15 protein-coding genes are annotated in these 16215 nt (G+C 63.6%); 7 read left to right on the plus strand and 8 right to left on the minus strand.

Annotated features, from left to right (window positions below; all coding sequences use genetic code 11):
* Nucleotides 1-32: 32 nt before the first annotated feature.
* On the minus strand, nt 33-935 hold the full coding sequence (locus tag OEZ71_RS16750) for an AraC family transcriptional regulator (protein ID WP_263741195.1): 903 nt from the start codon (nt 933-935) through the stop codon (nt 33-35).
* Nucleotides 936-1122: 187 nt separating this feature from the next.
* Here OEZ71_RS16750 and OEZ71_RS16755 point away from each other — a divergent pair, with 187 nt between their 5' ends.
* A complete protein-coding gene (locus OEZ71_RS16755) occupies nt 1123-2046 on the plus strand; it encodes an aldo/keto reductase (protein ID WP_263741196.1) in 924 nt (307 codons plus the stop codon).
* Nucleotides 2047-2102: 56 nt separating this feature from the next.
* On the opposite strand, the gene miaB is transcribed toward OEZ71_RS16755, so the two are convergent.
* Nucleotides 2103-3425: a tRNA (N6-isopentenyl adenosine(37)-C2)-methylthiotransferase MiaB gene (gene miaB / locus OEZ71_RS16760; RefSeq protein WP_263741198.1), complete on the minus strand. Its 1323-nt coding sequence runs from the start codon at nt 3423-3425 to the stop codon at nt 2103-2105.
* A 131-nt stretch (nt 3426-3556) separates the two neighbouring features.
* On the opposite strand from miaB, the gene OEZ71_RS16765 reads away from it, so the two are divergent.
* A complete protein-coding gene (locus OEZ71_RS16765; RefSeq protein ID WP_263741199.1) occupies nt 3557-4426 on the plus strand; it encodes a glycosyltransferase family 2 protein in 870 nt (289 codons plus the stop codon).
* Nucleotides 4427-4471: 45 nt separating this feature from the next.
* Here OEZ71_RS16765 and irrA read toward each other — a convergent pair whose 3' ends face one another.
* Nucleotides 4472-4897 (minus strand): iron response transcriptional regulator IrrA, encoded by a 426-nt coding sequence (irrA, locus tag OEZ71_RS16770; RefSeq protein ID WP_263741201.1) that lies wholly within the window; start codon nt 4895-4897, stop codon nt 4472-4474.
* A 156-nt stretch (nt 4898-5053) separates the two neighbouring features.
* Between irrA and fabA the strand changes: the two genes are divergently transcribed.
* Nucleotides 5054-5563: a bifunctional 3-hydroxydecanoyl-ACP dehydratase/trans-2-decenoyl-ACP isomerase gene (fabA, locus tag OEZ71_RS16775; RefSeq protein ID WP_263741203.1), complete on the plus strand. Its 510-nt coding sequence runs from the start codon at nt 5054-5056 to the stop codon at nt 5561-5563.
* A 23-nt stretch (nt 5564-5586) separates the two neighbouring features.
* On the opposite strand, the gene OEZ71_RS16780 is transcribed toward fabA, so the two are convergent.
* Complete coding sequence (locus tag OEZ71_RS16780) at nt 5587-6519, minus strand: homocysteine S-methyltransferase family protein (RefSeq protein ID WP_263741204.1); 933 nt, start codon at nt 6517-6519, stop codon at nt 5587-5589.
* Nucleotides 6520-6690: 171 nt separating this feature from the next.
* Between OEZ71_RS16780 and fabB the strand changes: the two genes are divergently transcribed.
* Both fabB and OEZ71_RS16790 read left to right on the plus strand, forming a co-directional pair.
* On the plus strand, nt 6691-7920 hold the full coding sequence (gene fabB / locus OEZ71_RS16785) for a beta-ketoacyl-ACP synthase I (RefSeq protein WP_263741206.1): 1230 nt from the start codon (nt 6691-6693) through the stop codon (nt 7918-7920).
* A gap of 6 nt (nt 7921-7926) precedes the next feature.
* Complete coding sequence (locus tag OEZ71_RS16790; protein WP_263741207.1) at nt 7927-8715, plus strand: enoyl-ACP reductase FabI; 789 nt, start codon at nt 7927-7929, stop codon at nt 8713-8715.
* 129 nt (nt 8716-8844) lie between these two features.
* On the opposite strand, the gene OEZ71_RS16795 is transcribed toward OEZ71_RS16790, so the two are convergent.
* Nucleotides 8845-9780, minus strand: a complete 936-nt coding sequence (locus tag OEZ71_RS16795; RefSeq protein WP_263741208.1) for a LysR substrate-binding domain-containing protein — start codon at nt 9778-9780, stop codon at nt 8845-8847.
* A 96-nt stretch (nt 9781-9876) separates the two neighbouring features.
* Between OEZ71_RS16795 and OEZ71_RS16800 the strand changes: the two genes are divergently transcribed.
* Entirely contained in the window at nt 9877-10872 is a 996-nt protein-coding gene (locus OEZ71_RS16800; RefSeq protein WP_263741209.1) for a sterol desaturase family protein, read from the plus strand.
* Here OEZ71_RS16800 and OEZ71_RS16805 read toward each other — a convergent pair whose 3' ends face one another.
* The 3 genes from OEZ71_RS16805 to OEZ71_RS16815 all read right to left on the minus strand — a co-directional run bounded on the left by OEZ71_RS16805 (nt 10873) and on the right by OEZ71_RS16815 (nt 15088).
* Nucleotides 10873-11778: a sulfite exporter TauE/SafE family protein gene (locus OEZ71_RS16805; RefSeq protein ID WP_263741210.1), complete on the minus strand. Its 906-nt coding sequence runs from the start codon at nt 11776-11778 to the stop codon at nt 10873-10875.
* A gap of 116 nt (nt 11779-11894) precedes the next feature.
* Nucleotides 11895-14351 (minus strand): ATP-dependent helicase HrpB, encoded by a 2457-nt coding sequence (gene hrpB, locus OEZ71_RS16810; protein ID WP_263741211.1) that lies wholly within the window; start codon nt 14349-14351, stop codon nt 11895-11897.
* Nucleotides 14352-14359: 8 nt separating this feature from the next.
* Complete coding sequence (locus tag OEZ71_RS16815) at nt 14360-15088, minus strand: DUF3108 domain-containing protein (protein ID WP_263741212.1); 729 nt, start codon at nt 15086-15088, stop codon at nt 14360-14362.
* A gap of 125 nt (nt 15089-15213) precedes the next feature.
* Here OEZ71_RS16815 and meaB point away from each other — a divergent pair, with 125 nt between their 5' ends.
* Complete coding sequence (gene meaB, locus OEZ71_RS16820) at nt 15214-16197, plus strand: methylmalonyl Co-A mutase-associated GTPase MeaB (protein ID WP_263741435.1); 984 nt, start codon at nt 15214-15216, stop codon at nt 16195-16197.
* Nucleotides 16198-16215 lie beyond the last annotated feature (18 nt).

The following is a 16215-nucleotide window of genomic DNA, read 5'->3' on the forward strand; positions in this document are numbered from 1 at the left end:
CCGGACGTCACGTGAAGAATGTCCGAAACCGCCTATGCGGCCCGCGCATTCCCCAATTGCTGACGCTGCCGGTTGCGTTCCTCGCGCGGTGGAAGCCCGAATTTCCGGGCGTAGTCGCGGCTGAACTGTGCGGGGCTTTCATAGCCGACATCGAACGCGACCGAGGAAATCGCGTCGGTGGTTTCAAGGATCAGGCGGCGTGCTTCCAGCAGGCGGACCTCTTTCTTATACTGCCCGGGGGTTTGGCCGGTTACGGCCTTGAAATGCGCGTGGAACGATGACTTGCTCATCCCGGCAAGTTCAGCCAGCGCGGCCACCGAAAGCGGCTCATTGATCGAGGCGCGGATCGACGCGATTGCCCGCGCGAGGTGGTTTGAAGGATCGTCGCGGCGCAGAAACCGTCGGAGGATGGAGCCTTGGGCCGACAGCAGAAGGCGTGCGTGAATCTCGCGAATAAGGATCGGACCAAGAAGCGGCGCGGCGTCATTGCCCCGGGCAAGAGCGAGGAACCGGGTGATGGCGTCGAGAAGGTCAGGTTCCACCGGATGGCATGTGAGCGCCGCCGCATTCGAAGGACCGTCGGTGAAGTCCGGCATCTGGTCATAGAAGCTTTTCAGCAGGCCGAGATCGATTGGCAGCACGAAGGCGATATAAGGCGCGTCCGGTGATGCTTCGGTGATGCGCGACAATACAGGAAGATCGTGGCTGACAATGATCGCATGCTCTGCCGGGCAATGGACTGACAGCGTACCCGCTGTCACCTGTTTTGCGCCCTTCAGGATCACGCAAATGAGCGGCCGATAAAATGTGCCCTCGATATCGGACGGATGGCTGCGCCGGAGAATGACGGCGTCTCCCAAGCCTAGATTTGTAACGCCATCCGCGGCGCCGGAAGACGTGCACTCTCCAATCAGTCGGCTCAGCTCTGGTCGCATGAATCCTCCATCGAATTGATACGAAAGACCGATAGCACAGTTTGCTCGTCGCTTTACGCTGATTCCATAACTTTAGAGGATTTGACAAATTTAAGGAACTATTTGGCAGGTATCACGTCATTCACTGGATTAATCTGTTTCATACAGTCAATTATCCCCCAATCCGGGGTTTAAGCCGGAGATCATCATGACCAGCCATTCCACTGCCAAGCCCATGACATCCATCGCACTGCCATTGGTCGGGTTCGGCACCTATCTCATTTCCAACGAGGACGCGCCGGACGCTGTCGCCGCGGCAATCCGCGCTGGCTACCGTCACATCGACACCGCGGCGGGCTACCAGAATGAGGCGGGCGTGGGCGAAGGCATCCGCAAGGGTCTGGCTGCCGGTGCGCTTGACCGTGCGGACCTTTATGTAACGACCAAGCTCTGGCCCGGAAATGCCGCCTGGGGAGACACGCCCAAGGATTACGATGAGACCATCGCGGCTTTCGAGGCATCGCGTGCGGCGCTGAGTTTGGACTATGTCGATCTCTACCTCATCCATGCGCCGTCCGGCGGGTCAGAACGGGTGAATGAGTGGCGGGCGCTGGTCGATCTGAAGGCGCAGGGTAAAGTGCGGGCGATCGGGGTGAGCAACTATACCGAAGCGCATATCGGGGAAATCCAGGCCGCAGGGCTGCCGATGCCGGAATACAATCAGATCGAGTTGCATCCGTGGTCGCAGAAGCCCCGGCTTTTGAAATTCATGGCGGAGAACGGGATCGCGCCGATCGCCTACAGCTCGCTTGTGCCGCTTTCGACCTGGCGCACCACGCCCGGCGAGGCCAGCGCGAAGACCGCCGAGATGCAGGCCGCAGGGGAAGCGGAAGGCTCACCCTTCAAGGCGATGGCTGCCAAGTACGGGGTGACGGAAGCGCAGGTGCTGCTTCGTTGGGGGGTGCAGAAGGGGTTCGCTGTCCTGCCAAAGAGCCTGAATGCGGAGCGCATGCGCCAGAACATCGATCTCTTCGGGTTCGAGATTGATGAAGGCGACATGGCGATGATTGAGGGCATGGACCGTGGCGACGGCGTCGCCTGGGCGACCGGCGATCCACGCTTCATGGGGTGAGACGGTAGAGATCACAGTTTCGGGGGCTTCCGGCCTCCGATCCCTTTTGGCCGCGCCTACCGGCCCGGAATTTCCCCGGCCAGCGAGTTCGGTGCGCTCTTGGTGATCCGGACCTTCGCGATCTGACCCGGTTGCGCGTCAGTCTGGACGTGGACCGCGTGCAGATAGTCGGACTTGCCGACCATCTGGCCCGGCAGGCGCCCGGGTTTCTCGAAGAGGACCGAAACTTCGCGCCCGACCATCGCCTCCTGCGCCGCGCGCTGCTGTTCGCTGATCAGCGCCTGAAGGGTCTGGAGGCGGGCATCGGCGATGTCCGCCGCGACCGGCGTTTTTTCGGCCGCAGGGGTGCCCGGGCGGGCAGAGTATTTGAAAGAATAGGCCATGCCGTAATTGACCGCGCGGATCAGGTCCATCGTCGCGTCGAAATCGGCATCCGTCTCACCCGGGAAGCCGACGATGAAATCGCCTGACATCATCATGTCGGGCCGCGCGGCGCGGATTCGTTCGATCAGACCGAGATATTCTTCCGCCGTATGCTTGCGGTTCATCGCCTTCAGGATGCGATCCGAGCCCGACTGCACCGGCAGGTGCAGATAGGGCATCAGTTTCGGCTCTTCGCCATGGGCGGCGATCAGGTCATCGCCCATGTCGTTGGGATGCGAGGTGGTGTAGCGGATGCGCTCCAGCCCATCGACTTTCGCCAGTTCCCGCACCAACCGCGCGAGCGTCCAGTCGCCATTGGGGCCCGCCCCGTGATAGGCGTTGACGTTCTGGCCCAGAAGCGTGATCTCGCGCACGCCCTTTCCCACGAGCCCCCGCGCTTCGGACATGATCCGGTCGGCGGGGCGGCTGACCTCCGACCCGCGCGTATAGGGCACCACACAGAAGGCGCAGAACTTGTCGCAGCCTTCCTGCACGGTGAGGAAGGCGGTGGGGCGCACCGAGGCCTTCGGGCGCTCGGGCAGATGGTCGAACTTGTCCTCTTCGGGAAAGTCGGTATCGACGGTCTTTTCCCCGGCCTCGGCGGCCTTCGCCATCGCGGGCAGGCGGTGATAGCTTTGCGGTCCGACGACCAGATCGACAAGCGGCATGCGCTTCAGGATCTCCTCGCCCTCGGCCTGCGCCACGCAGCCCGCAACGCCGATCTTCAGATCGGGTTTCGCGAGCTTCAGGGGGCGCAGGCGGCCGAGATCGGAATAGACCTTTTCGGCGGCCTTTTCGCGGATATGGCAGGTGTTGAGAAGCACCATGTCGGCGTCTTCGGCCACCTCGGTGGTGACATAGCCTTCGGCCCCCATGGCCTCGGCCATACGCTCGCTGTCATAGACGTTCATCTGACAGCCGTAAGTCTTGATGAAAAGCTTCTTAGGGGCGGACATGGCGATACCTTGGGCCGGGACCCGCGGTTCCTAGCGCAAACGGGACCGGCAGGCAATCGGGCGACGGGTGCTTGCATTCAGACGGTGCTTGCCCGAATCTGCGCAGGCTTTCTGACCGCACGGAATGGACTATGCAGTTTCCCTCGCTCGATGCTCTTCTCGCTGATGGTCAGAGACTGATCGCCAAGGGCCCGGTCGCGCTGATCTTTGCCGAGGACCCGGTGGAGATCGCCTCGACCGTCCTTCACCATGTCAGGGCGCGGTTTCGCGAGGTCATCGTCTTTTTGCCCGATGATTTTACTATTCCCGATGAGGTCGAAACCCTCGCGCATTGGGTACGGTACCACACGCTGGCCCGGCAAGCCGTGCCGGATGCCGTGAATGCGATCATCGAGAAGGCGCCTGCGGGGACGTGGTTCTACTACTGCTACAATGCCGAATACCTGTTCTTCCCGTTTTGCGAGCACCGCAGCGTGGGCGAACTGCTGGCCTTCCATGCCGAGGAGCGGCGCGAGGCGATGCTGGCCTATGTCGTCGACCTCTATGCCCCTGACCTCGACCGTTTCCCCGATGCCGTGAGCCGCGATGAGGCGATGCTGGACCGGTCGGGCTATTACGCACTGGCGCGGAAAGACCCGGCGACGGGGCATCCCATGGAACGGCAACTGGATTTCTTCGGCGGACTCAGGTGGCGGTTCGAGGAACATATCCCGGCTGATCGCCGCAAGATCGGCCGCACCGCATTGTTCCGGAGCGCGCCGGGCGTGAAGCTGAGGGATGATCACAGGTTCAACGTCGAGGAGATGAACACCTATTCCTGCCCCTGGCATCACAACCTGACGGCCGCGATCGCGTCGTTCCGCACGGCGAAGGCGTTGAAAACCAATCCCGGGTCGATGTTCGATATCTGGACCTTCAACTGGCACAATTCGGCGAAGTTCGACTGGCATTCGCAGCAGTTGATGGATCTGGGGCTGATGGAGCCGGGGCAGTGGTTCTGAAATCCACTGGTTCTTGTCTAATGTGGGTTTAAACGCTCCGCCGTGTCACGACCGGCGCAGCCGGATCACCACATCGACCCGCGCAAGCTCTGCCCCTTCTGGCAGTTGCGGCAACCGGGCGATTTCCAGATCCTCGACCGGGGCATCGACCAGCCGCCCTTCCTCTTCCCAGAAGAAATGCGGGTGGTCGTCGAGCCTCGTGTCGAAATAGCTGCGCGACCCGTCGACCGAGATTTCGTGGATCAGCCCTGCCTCGCAGAAGGCCCTGAGCGTGTTGTAGACGGTTGCGAGCGACACCGGCTCACCGCTTTCACTGGCAGCGGCATGCAGGCTTTCCGCCGTGACATGCCGGTCCTTGCCGTCACCGACCAGAAGTGCTGCCAGCGACACCCGCTGCCGCGTCGGCCTCAGCCCAGCCCGCGCCAGCCAGCGTGTTCCGCGTTTCACCGCCTGAGTCTCGATCCCGTCCATTCGGCGCCCTTCGTATTGCAATAGGATATATAGGCTGTACCGCCTGAACTTTTCAATCATAATTACCCCATGCGTCCGCGGGCCGGTGCCCTTGCCCTGCTGTTGTGACGGGTGGTAGAGGGGTCATAACAACAAGCGGTTTGGGGGACAGGTAGAATGGCCGGATTTCCGACGAGTTTCGACAAGGAAGGGTTGCTGAAATGTGCCCGGGGTGAGCTTTTCGGCCCCGGCAATGCCCAGCTTCCCGCCCCTCCGATGCTAATGATGGACCGGATCACCGATATCTCGGAGGACCGCGGCGAGCATGGCAAGGGCCATGTCGTCGCCGAGTTCGACATCACCCCAGATCTCTGGTTCTTCGACTGCCATTTCCCGGGCAACCCGATCATGCCGGGCTGCCTCGGGCTCGACGGGCTCTGGCAGTTGACCGGCTTCAACCTTGGCTGGCGCGGCTGGCAGGGCCGAGGCTATGCACTGGGCGTGGGCGAGGTCAAGCTGACGGGCATGGTGAGGCCGGACCGGAAGATGCTGACCTACTACGTTGATTTTACCAAGGCTGTGCAGACCCGCCGCCTGACAATGGGCGTCGCGGATGGACGGGTCGAGGCGGATGGCGAGACCATCTATCTCGTCAAGGACATGAAGGTTGCGTTGAGCGAGGCCTAATTTCCGTCGGACGGGCGGAGGCGCTATCCGCCCGCCATCGCCGCGCGGACCCCGCGCACCTGCCGCGCGATTTCACCGATATGGCGCCCGTCGGTGCCGCAACAGCCGCCCCAGACATGGATATGCGGGAAACGCCGGGCGAGATCGGCCATCTGACCGCCGAGCTCTTCGGGATCGCCATCTTCGAGATGACCGAGCTTGCAGAGCGACAGCGTATCCATCGCCACGGCGTTCGGCATGAAGCCGCCAAGCCGCCCGGTCCAGTCACCGGGTGTAAGCGCCGGTTCGAACTCTGACGGGTGGGTGCAGTTGATCATGTAATAGGCGGGCGCACTGCCGGTCGCCGCATCCACGCGCGTGATCGCCTCTTCCAGCGTTTCGCCGCCCGACAGCTTTCCGCCGAGCTTCACGAAGAACGAGATTACAACGGGCATGTCTGCCGCCTTCGCCGCGCGGCTGATTCCGATTGCCTCATGGACACTTGACAGGGTGAGCGCACTGATCTGGTCCGCACCCGCTTTCTTGAACGTCAGAACCTGTTCGGAATGATAGTCCTCGGATTCCGCTGCTTCCGGCGTCCGGCCGACATCATAGGCATCGCCGCGCGGCCCGATGACGCCGCCCACCGTCATCGGCGTTTCGGGGCTGCCATATTCACGGGCGAAATCCTTGTAGAACTCGATGCCTCGGATGTTGATCTCTTCCAACCCCTCGCGGGAATAGCCGATCAGTTCTCCCCAGTCGCGGCTCGCGCGGTAGTGAAGGCCCTCGTTGATCACGCCGAACCCGTTTTCAACCGCCGCTTCGACAAGCTTGCGATGATAGTCCGTCAGGCAGGCAAGGCCGCGCTTGTCGTCGAGCAATTCGAAGAGGCAGAAGTGCCGAAGTTTGAAGCCATCGACATATTGCAGCCAGGTCTCGATGCCGCCGCCACAGGTCATGTCCGTACCGTTCATTTGTGGAAGCGTTTGCCCGTTTGACATCTGATTTCCCCCTGTCCCTGCACCAAAAATTAGCGAAACGGGCGGGATTTGTCACCTTGAGCGCCGCCAGCAACATTACCTCTAACGGCTTGCCCCTTTCCCCCTCCTATCCTAGACAGGCAGAAACGGGATCAAGGAGGCCGCATGCGCCGCGTCGTTATTACCGGGATCGGAATCGTCTCTCCCATCGGCAACAATGCCGCCGAGGTCGAAGCCAGCTTGCGGGCCGGAAAGTCCGGCATCGTCTTCGCCCCGGAATATGCCGAACATGGCTTCCGCAGTCAGGTTCACGGCATGCCGCAGATCGTGCTGGAGGACCATATCGACAAGCGCAACCTGCGCTTCATGGGTCCGGGCGCGGCCTACAACTTCCTCGCCATGGAACAGGCCATTGCCGATAGCGGGCTGGAGCAGACTGACGTTTCCAACGAGCGCACGGGCCTTGTCATGGGGTCGGGCGGGCCGTCGACCTCGAACTTCTTTCAGGCGCATCAGATCGTCATCGAAAAGGGCAGCCCGAAGCGCATGGGCCCCTTCATGGTCACGCGCTGCATGTCGTCCACGAACTCGGCCTGTCTGGCGACACCGTTCCAGATCAAGGGCGTGAACTATTCGATCACCTCGGCCTGCTCGACCTCGGCCCATTGCATCGGCAACGGCACCGAACTCATCCAGATGGGCAAGCAGGACATCGTCTTTGCCGGCGGCGGCGAGGAGCTGGACTGGACGCTGTCGTGCCTCTTCGACGCGATGGGGGCGATGTCGTCGAAATACAACGACGCGCCCGAAACCGCGTCCCGCGCCTTCGACGCGACCCGCGATGGCTTCGTCATCGGTGGTGGTGGCGGGGTTGTCGTGCTGGAAGAGCTGGAACATGCCAAGGCGCGCGGCGCGAAGATCTATGCAGAAGTCACCGGCTATGGCGCGACCTCGGACGGGCACGACATGGTGGCGCCGTCCGGTGAGGGTGGCGAACGCTCCATGCGGCTGGCCGTTGCGACCCTGCCGAAGGACCGCAGGATCGGTTACATCAACGCCCACGGCACTTCGACGCCCGCAGGCGACGTGACCGAGGTGAAGGCGATCCGCCGGGTCTTTGGCGAGGGGAGCGTGCCGCCGATTTCTTCGACGAAATCGCTGACCGGCCATTCTCTGGGTGCGACCGGCGTGCACGAGGCGATCTATTCGCTTCTGATGCTGAACGGCAATTTCATCACCGCCTCGGCCAACGTGACCCAGCTCGATCCCGAACTGAAGCCGGAAGAGATCTGCACCGAATACCGCGAGGGTGTGGAGCTTGATTCCGTCCTGTCGAACAGCTTCGGTTTCGGCGGCACCAATGCCACGCTCGTGATGAGCAAGTATCAGGGGTAACTTCCCATGGCAGATCTCATGAAGGGCAAGCGCGGCCTCGTGATGGGCGTCGCGAATGAACGCTCCATCGCCTGGGGCATTGCCTCGGCACTGGCCGCCGAAGGCGCGGAACTGGCCTTTTCCTATCAGGGAGAGGCCTTTGGCAAACGGGTGGAGCCGCTGGCTGCTTCCGTCGGATCGGATTTCCTCGTTGACGTCGACGTCACGGATGATGCGAGCCTTGAGGCCTGCTTCGGCAAGCTGAAGGACCGCTGGGGGACGATGGATTTCCTCGTCCATGCCATCGCCTATTCCGACAAGAACGAGCTGACGGGAAGGTTTATCAATACGAGCCGCGCGAACTTCAAGCATTCGCTCGACATTTCCTGCTTTTCCTTCATCGACGTGGCCCGACGCGCATCCGACCTGATGCCCGAGGGCGGGTCGCTGATCACGCTGACCTATGGCGGGTCGAACCGGGTGACGCCTAACTACAACGTGATGGGCGTCGCCAAGGCGGCGCTTGAAAGCTCGGTGCGCTATCTCGCCAATGACCTTGGGCCCCAGAAGATCCGCGTCAACGCGGTGTCACCCGGTCCGATGAAGACACTCGCCGGGGCCGCGATCGGCGGCGCGCGGGCGACCTTCCGGCACACGGAGGAGAATGCGCCCCTACGTTCCAATGCCACGCTCGCATCGGTCGGTGGTACGGCGGTCTATCTGTGCTCGGACTACGGCGCCTTCACGACCGGAGAGATCATCCGCGTCGATGGCGGCTTCCACGTCCTCGGCATGCCGCAGCAGGAAAACCTCTGAGCGCAAGCGACCAGCGATGGTCCGGCGCATCTGCCGGTCCTTTTATTCGGTTTTTTGATGCCGCCTGTCGTCTAAGTCTCACACGGTGCCGCCGGGTGCGTACGGCCTGAAGGCATTGTCGGGGACGACTTATCCCCGGACGGTTAGAGCATGGGCATTCGGGCCCGAGAACCAGTCGCGAAGCGCGTCGAGGAACGCCGTGACAACACGGCGCGGTCGGCCGTCGACATATCCGGCCATCAGTATCAGGCCCGGCGCTGCCGGGCTGAGCGGAACGGCGGTCAGTTCGTCGCCGCCATAGCTGACCGTCGTCCGGGGCCGCATGTTCAATACCGCCAGACCTACCCCCGCACCGACAAGGCTGCGGACCATTTCGGTCGTGCTGGCCGTTGCAACGATGCGCGGCGTGACATTCGCCGCCTCGAACAACCGTCGCGTATAGGCCCCGGCCAACGGTAGGTCGAGCAGGACAAGGTCCGCGCCTTCGAGATCTTTCAGGGATGCATGTTCGCGTAAGGTGAACGCGTGCCCTGCAGGGGCCAGCAGGTAGGGTGGAACCTCGATCAGCACTTCCGTCGCGATGCCCACGCGAACCTCGCCTCCTGCGAAAATGATGACGTCAAGCGTTCCGTCCAGTAGCCCGGCCTGCGCATTGTCATTGTCGCAGTCGCGGAAATGCGCCGTCAGGCCGGGATGAGCGGCCAGAAGCGGCTGTACGATCCCGGGCAGGAAGGCTGGTGCAACCGGGGCATAGTAACCGATGCGCAACTCACCCGTGAGCGCGGAACCTAGCGCGTGGCCCTCGGACATAACCGCCTCATAGTCCTCCAAAAGCGCCCTGATGCGATCCGCCAGAAGCCGCCCGGCTGTGGTCGGCGTAACGCCGCGTGCACGGGTCCGGGTTACAAGGGTCGTGGCGAACTCTGCCTCCACCTTGTCGATGGCGGTCGCCACGGCCGAGGACGCGACATTCAGAGCGGCGGCCGCAGCCGCGATTGAGCCATGATCCACCGCGGCCAGATAGGCGCGCATAAGACGGAGGGACAGGCGCAGATCGCCTTGCATGTTAGAACCTCTGATTTTTAGTCTAAAATGACAGATTAAATCTGTTTTTCAAGAAAATGCAGTTGCGGCATCCTTCCCCGATCAGGAGGAACCGCCATGACCAACCACAACGACACAACCGGCCCGGCGCTGAAAGGCTGGCACCATATCCCAGAAGTACCGATCCAAGTGTCACCATTCTTTTCGTGGCCGCCTGATCCTGTGCGGATGGTTCACTGGCTGGCTGTACGCTGGCTCGCATTCGCCGAAAACGCGATTTTGGTCGGGATAGCTTTGGTTTCATGGGCGTGGTTCCAGCCCTCGCTGGAGGTAACCCAGACGCTCGCGCCCGGCTGGATAATAGGGATCTGGCTTCGAAACCTGATCCTTATCACTCTGGTCGCGGGCGGTCTGCACCTGTTCTTTTTTACCTTCCGCAAGCAGGGGGACCGGCTGAAATACGACCCCCGCGACCTTGCGCGCGAAGGGCGGCAATTCACCCTTGGCGGGCAGGTGCGCGACAACATGTTCTGGACTCTGACGAGCGGCGTCGGGTTCTGGACCGGCTATGAGGTCCTGATGTTCTGGGCGATGGGCAATGGCTGGGCGCCGGTCCTGACATGGGGGGCGCATCCGGTCTGGTTCGTGGCCCTGTTCCTGCTGACGCCAGTCTGGATTTCGCTCCATTTCTATTGGGTGCATCGGGCGCTGCACTGGGGGCCGCTTTACCGGCTGGCCCATGCGCTCCATCATCGCAATGTCAATGTCGGCCCGTGGTCGGGCTTGTCGATGCATCCTGTGGAGCATCTGATCTTTTTCTCAAGTGTGTTGATTCATTTCATCGTCCCGGCCCATCCACTGCACATCCTCTTTCACATGCAGCATCAGTCTCTGACCGCAGCGACGTCCCATACCGGGTTCGAGAACCTTTTGGTGAAGGACCGCAAACGACTTGCTCTCGGCACCTTCCATCACCAGATGCATCACCGCTATTTCGAGGTGAATTACGGCAATCTGGAAATGCCCTGGGACAAGTGGTTCGGATCGTTCCACGACGGCACGGCAGAGGCGCATGAGCGGATGAAGGAACGTCGTAAGCGGATCGGGCGGTGATCACTTGAGAGAGTAGAGTTCGTCCGGTCGCAGCCCGAGTTCCAGCGCGATCTTGACGCAGACGCCCAGCACCATGATCGCCAAAAGGATGCGCAACTGTTCGGCCTTGAGTTTCGCGCCGATTCCCGCGCCGATCTGGGCGCCGATGACGCCGCCGACTAGCAGAAGCACGGCAAGGATCATGTCGACGCTGTAATTCGTCGTCGCATGCATCATCGCGGTGAAGCCTGAGACGAAGATGATCTGGAAAAGCGAGGTGCCGACAACGACCTTGGTCGGCATGTTGAGGATATAGATCATGGCGGGCACCATGATGAAGCCGCCGCCGACGCCCATGATCGCGGCAAGGAAGCCCACCAGCGCACCGACGGCCAGGGGCGGAATGACCGAGATGTAAAGCCCCGAGGTGCGGAACTTCATCTTGAAGGGCAAAGCCGTGACCCAGCCGCGCGGCCGCCGGGTGACGACCGGGCGCGAGGCGTCGCGCGCCCGCAGGATCGCCCGCAGGCTTTCGACGAACATCAGGGCGCCGATGCCGCCGAGGAAGATGACGTAGAAGAGCCGGATAAGAAGCTCCACCTGACCCAAAGCCTTGAGGTAGTTGAAAACCACCATCCCGAGGCCGGATCCGATTATGCCGCCACCCAGAAGTATCCAGCCCATTCGGAAATCCACTGTCCGGCGGCGGATATGGGCGAGGATCGCCGAAACGGAAGAGGCGACGATCTGGTTGGCCGAGGTCGCCACGGCGACTGCTGGTGGTACGCCGATGAAGAAAAGAAGCGGCGTGATCAGGAACCCGCCGCCGACGCCGAACATGCCCGACATCACGCCAACACCTCCGCCGATCAGCAAGAGGAGGAAGACGTTGACCGATACTTCGGCGATGGGCAGGTAGAGATGCATTGGGTTGCCGCGCTGGCCGGGTTATGCCGCAGCGTCATGCATCCCATTGCTGTCTGTGTCAAATGCAGCGCGCGCCTTTCATCGCGCCAGAGCTGTGGCGCTGATAGGTCCAGAGTTCAGGGCCTGCTGCGCGGCTTGGCCCTCAGCGTCGGTTCCGCCTCTGTCGGGTCCTCGGGCCATGGGTGCTTGGGATACTGCCCGCGCATGTCTTTCCTGACATCGGCATAGGAGGTGGCCCAGAAGCCGGCCAAGTCGAGCGTGGTCTGGACCGGGCGCTGCGCGGGCGAGAGGAGCGTAATGCGCAGGGGCAGGCGTTTCGGTCCGACCGTGGGATGTTCGGTCACGCCGAACATCTCCTGCAACCGGATCGCGATACCGGGGTGGTCGCCCTCGTAATCGATGGGCACACGGCGGCCGAGCGGGGTTTCGAAATGCCCCGGCGCAAGGCGGTCGACAAGCTGAAGCTGGTCCCATGTCAATGCGTTCCGCAGCGGCTCGGTCAGGTCCAGATTGCGCAATTCGCCTTCGGTGCGTTTGCCCGCGAGATGGGGCAGAAGCCAGTCTCCGGCGCGTTCCAGAAGGGCCGTATCGCCGAAATCGGGCAGGTCGGCACCTTCGTGGCGCAAGAGTTCCACCCGCGCCCGGAAACGGCGGGCGGGTTCGGACCATGTGAGGCCGATCTGGCGCAGCCCGTCGAGTGCTGCGCGGGCCATAGCCTCGCGGTCTGCGTCCGGCCAGTGGCGGTCGTCGAGGATCAGCGCGCCCAGCCGTTCCTGACGCCGGGCCACCACGCGGCCTTCGCGCCGCGACCATTCGCAGACATCCTGCCAGCCGATCCGTTCGACCAAGAGGCGGCGGAGCGAAGCCTCGCGGATGGCGATGCCCTGCCGGACCTTCGCCTCGCGCGGGTCACCGTCGAGGTCGGTGACGACGATCAACCGCTCCGCGCCCAAAGGGTCAGCATCGTTCGCGACCGCGCCCTTGCCGCCCGACAGCACATAGCGTGGCGCATCGCCCTTGCGGCGCAGCCCGATCCGGTCGGGATAGGCGAGCGCGGCCATCTCGGCGGGGCTGTAGGTTTCGGTCACGGGCTTGGTCAGGCGCGAGAGGCGTCGCGCCTCGGTGCGGATGCGTTCCACCGTGCCCCGGTCCACCCGGTGGGGATGGTCGGCCTCATAACCCTTGGGGTCGCGGATCGCGGCAAGACGCAGGGCCAGATCGGCGGGCGCGCCGCGCAGCGGATCGCGTTCGGCGAGAAGCGCAGCCAGTGACGCGGCCTCCGGTCCTGCCGTATGCAGCATATGGCCAAGGCGGGGATGCAGCGGCAGGGCGGCCAGCGCCTTGCCGTGATCGGTGATCCGGCCCGCCCCTTCGAGCGCGCCGAGATCGGTGAGAAGCGCCCGCGCTTCGGCCAAAGCCGGGCCGGGCGGTGGCGTCAGGAAGGCTAGGTCCGCCCCATCGGACCCCCAGAGCGCGAGTTCCAGTGCAAGGCCTGAGAGATCCGCTGCCTCGATCTCGGCAGGCGGGAAGGGGGCCATGCCGCCCTCTTCACCCTTCGTCCAGAGCCGGTAGCAGGTGCCCTCGGCCACACGGCCCGCACGGCCCCGCCGCTGCTCGGCCTCGGCCTTCGTCACCCGCTCGGTCACAAGCCGTGACATGCCGGAAGACGGATCGAACCGCGCCCGGCGGGCACGGCCCGCATCCACCACGACCCGAATATCTTCGATCGTTAGCGAAGTTTCGGCGATGGAGGTGGCAAGCACCACCTTGCGCCCCTCGCGCATGGGCGCGATGGCGGCACGCTGGGCGGCGAAGTCCATCGCGCCAAAAAGGGGGCGGATGGCGCATCCGGCGGGCAGGCGGCGGGACAGGAGGCTTTCGACGCGCCGGATTTCGCCCTCGCCCGGCAGGAAGACGAGAATGCCGCCGTCGGTCTCTTCGGCCGCCTGAGTGACGAGCCCCGCGACAGCCGCCTCGAACCGCATTGACTTGTCAACCGGGCGCGCCAGCCAGTGGGTTTCCACGGCAAAGGCCCGGCCTGCGGAGGTGATGACGGGCGCATCGTCCAGCATCGCCGCGACCGGGGCGGCATCGAGCGTCGCCGACATTGCGAGGATCAGGAGGTCGGGGCGCAAAGCCTGCCGCACCTCCCATGCCAGCGCGAGCCCCAGATCGGCGTTCAGCGAGCGTTCGTGGAACTCATCGAAGATCACCGCGCCGATGCCGGTCAGTTCGGGGTCGGACTGGATCATCCTTGTCAGGATGCCTTCGGTCACGACCTCGATCCGCGTGACCGTCGACACTTTCGCCTCGCCCCGGATGCGGTAGCCGACCGTCTGGCCGACGCTTTCGCCCAAAGTCTCGGCCATGCGTTCGGCGGCGGCGCGGGCTGCCAGGCGGCGGGGTTCCAGCATGACGATGCGGCCATCGGTCAACCCGGCTTCCAGCATGGCCAGAGGAACCCGCGTCGTCTTGCCCGCGCCCGGGGGCGCCCGCAAGACGGCCCGGCCCGCGCGGCGAAGCGCGTCGGTCAGCGCGGGCAGCGCTTCGTCTATCGGCAAACGATCCTTCACACCGGCGCTTATCGCCGTTTCAGACGGCCTTTGCCATAGAGCGTGTCCATCGAAATCTCGGTGACTCGCAGCATGCCGTTCCCGAGAGGCTCCAGATGCATCATGAAGGGAAAGCGGCTTTTCTCCGCCATCTCGCGGGCCGAGAACCCCTCCAGCCGGCGATATTCGCCGGGGCAGGAGACGCCGGAGCCATCGGGCTTCGGATCGCCCAGCACGACCTGACTGCGGCGCTTGCCGTCGAACATGAAAACGGCGAGCTTGCAGGCCTCGCCCTCGGGCACGTCGCGCAAAGCCGCGTAAAGCGCGGTCAGCGGGTCGAGGGTGCCGCCTTGCGTGGCGGGGTCGACACCGCCCTCCTTTTCCGTCCGGGGTGGGTTGTATTTCTTCACCTGCGGCACGCCGGCAATGTATTCCATCACCGATTGCGATTGGCGGCTTCCGGTATCGGCGTCCTCCTCGTACCGGGACGGGGTGAAGCGGCCATCCGAGACACGACCCGCCGATCGGGCATCGTAGCGCACCTTCTTGACCAGGGCGACGAGGCCGCCGGATTTCAGGACGCCGGACGCGGCATAGCTGGTGCCCTGAATGGAGCCGGAAACCGACAGCGTACCGGCATAGATGCCTTTCAGCGTCAGGTCGAAGATCGCGCTGTCGGTCTGATCGGCGCGCAAAGGCGCCTGCGTCAATGCAAGGATCAGCGCCGTTGCGCCAAGGGTACGGATTGCAATCGTCATCACTCTGCCCGTTGTCTTTTTCTCGCCGTGGCTCTGGACATCGGCGCATCCGAACAGGCAAGAAAACCCCGGTGAGGTCAACTCACAACCCCGTTCCGTCAGCGAAAGGCCGCCATTTGCGTAACATCGAGTTGAATGAGCTTGCCGCGAAGGTGGAAGCAGGCGACCGGCGGGCGCTGGCGCGGGCGATCACGCTGGTGGAAAGCCGGCGCGAAGATCACCGGGCCGATGCGGCAGCACTTCTGGACACGCTCGGAACCGCGCGTCAGGCGCTTCGGATCGGGCTGTCGGGAACGCCCGGCGTCGGCAAGTCGAGCTTCATCGAGGCGTTCGGGACGATGCTGACCGGGCAGGGTCTGAAGGTGGCCGTGCTGGCGGTCGATCCCTCTTCCGCGCGGTCGGGGGGCTCGATCCTTGGCGACAAGACACGGATGGAACGGCTCTCGCGAAACCCCAACGCTTTCATCCGCCCCTCGCCCAGCCAGACCCATCTCGGCGGTGTGGCGCGGCGCACGCGCGAGGCGGTCGCGCTTTGTGAGGCGGCGGGCTTTGACGTGGTGCTGATCGAGACGGTGGGGGTGGGCCAGTCCGAAACGGTCGTGGCCGAGATGTCGGACCTTTTCATCCTGCTGCTCGCGCCCGCCGGGGGCGATGAATTGCAGGGCGTGAAGCGCGGCATCATGGAGATGGCCGACCTGATCCTCGTGAACAAGGCTGACGGTGCGCTGAAGGACACGGCGACGCGGACCTGCGCCGACTATGCCGGCGCGCTCCGGCTGCTGCGCAAGCGGGCGCAGGACCCCGAGGGGTTCCCGAAGGCACTCTGTGTTTCGGCGGCGGAGGAGACGGGTCTGGATAAAGCTTGGGCGGAGATGCAGGAACTGGCCGGTTGGCGCCGGGCGAACGGGCATTTCGCGGCACGCCGGGCGGAACAGGCGCGGCACTGGTTCGAGGAAGAGGTTCGCCAGGGCCTGCTCGCCCGGCTGACCTCCGATCCCGCGACGCGGGCGCGGATGCAGGATCTGGGCCGCGCGGTGGCCGAAGGCAAAGCCGCGCCGGTGCAGGCGGCTGCGGAGATGCTGCGCGGTCTGCAGAATGCCCGCGAATAGGCGCTTGCAAGGTGGGTT

The organism is Albidovulum litorale (assembly GCF_025751495.1).
Taxonomy (GTDB): Bacteria; Pseudomonadota; Alphaproteobacteria; order Rhodobacterales; family Rhodobacteraceae; genus Albidovulum; species Albidovulum litorale.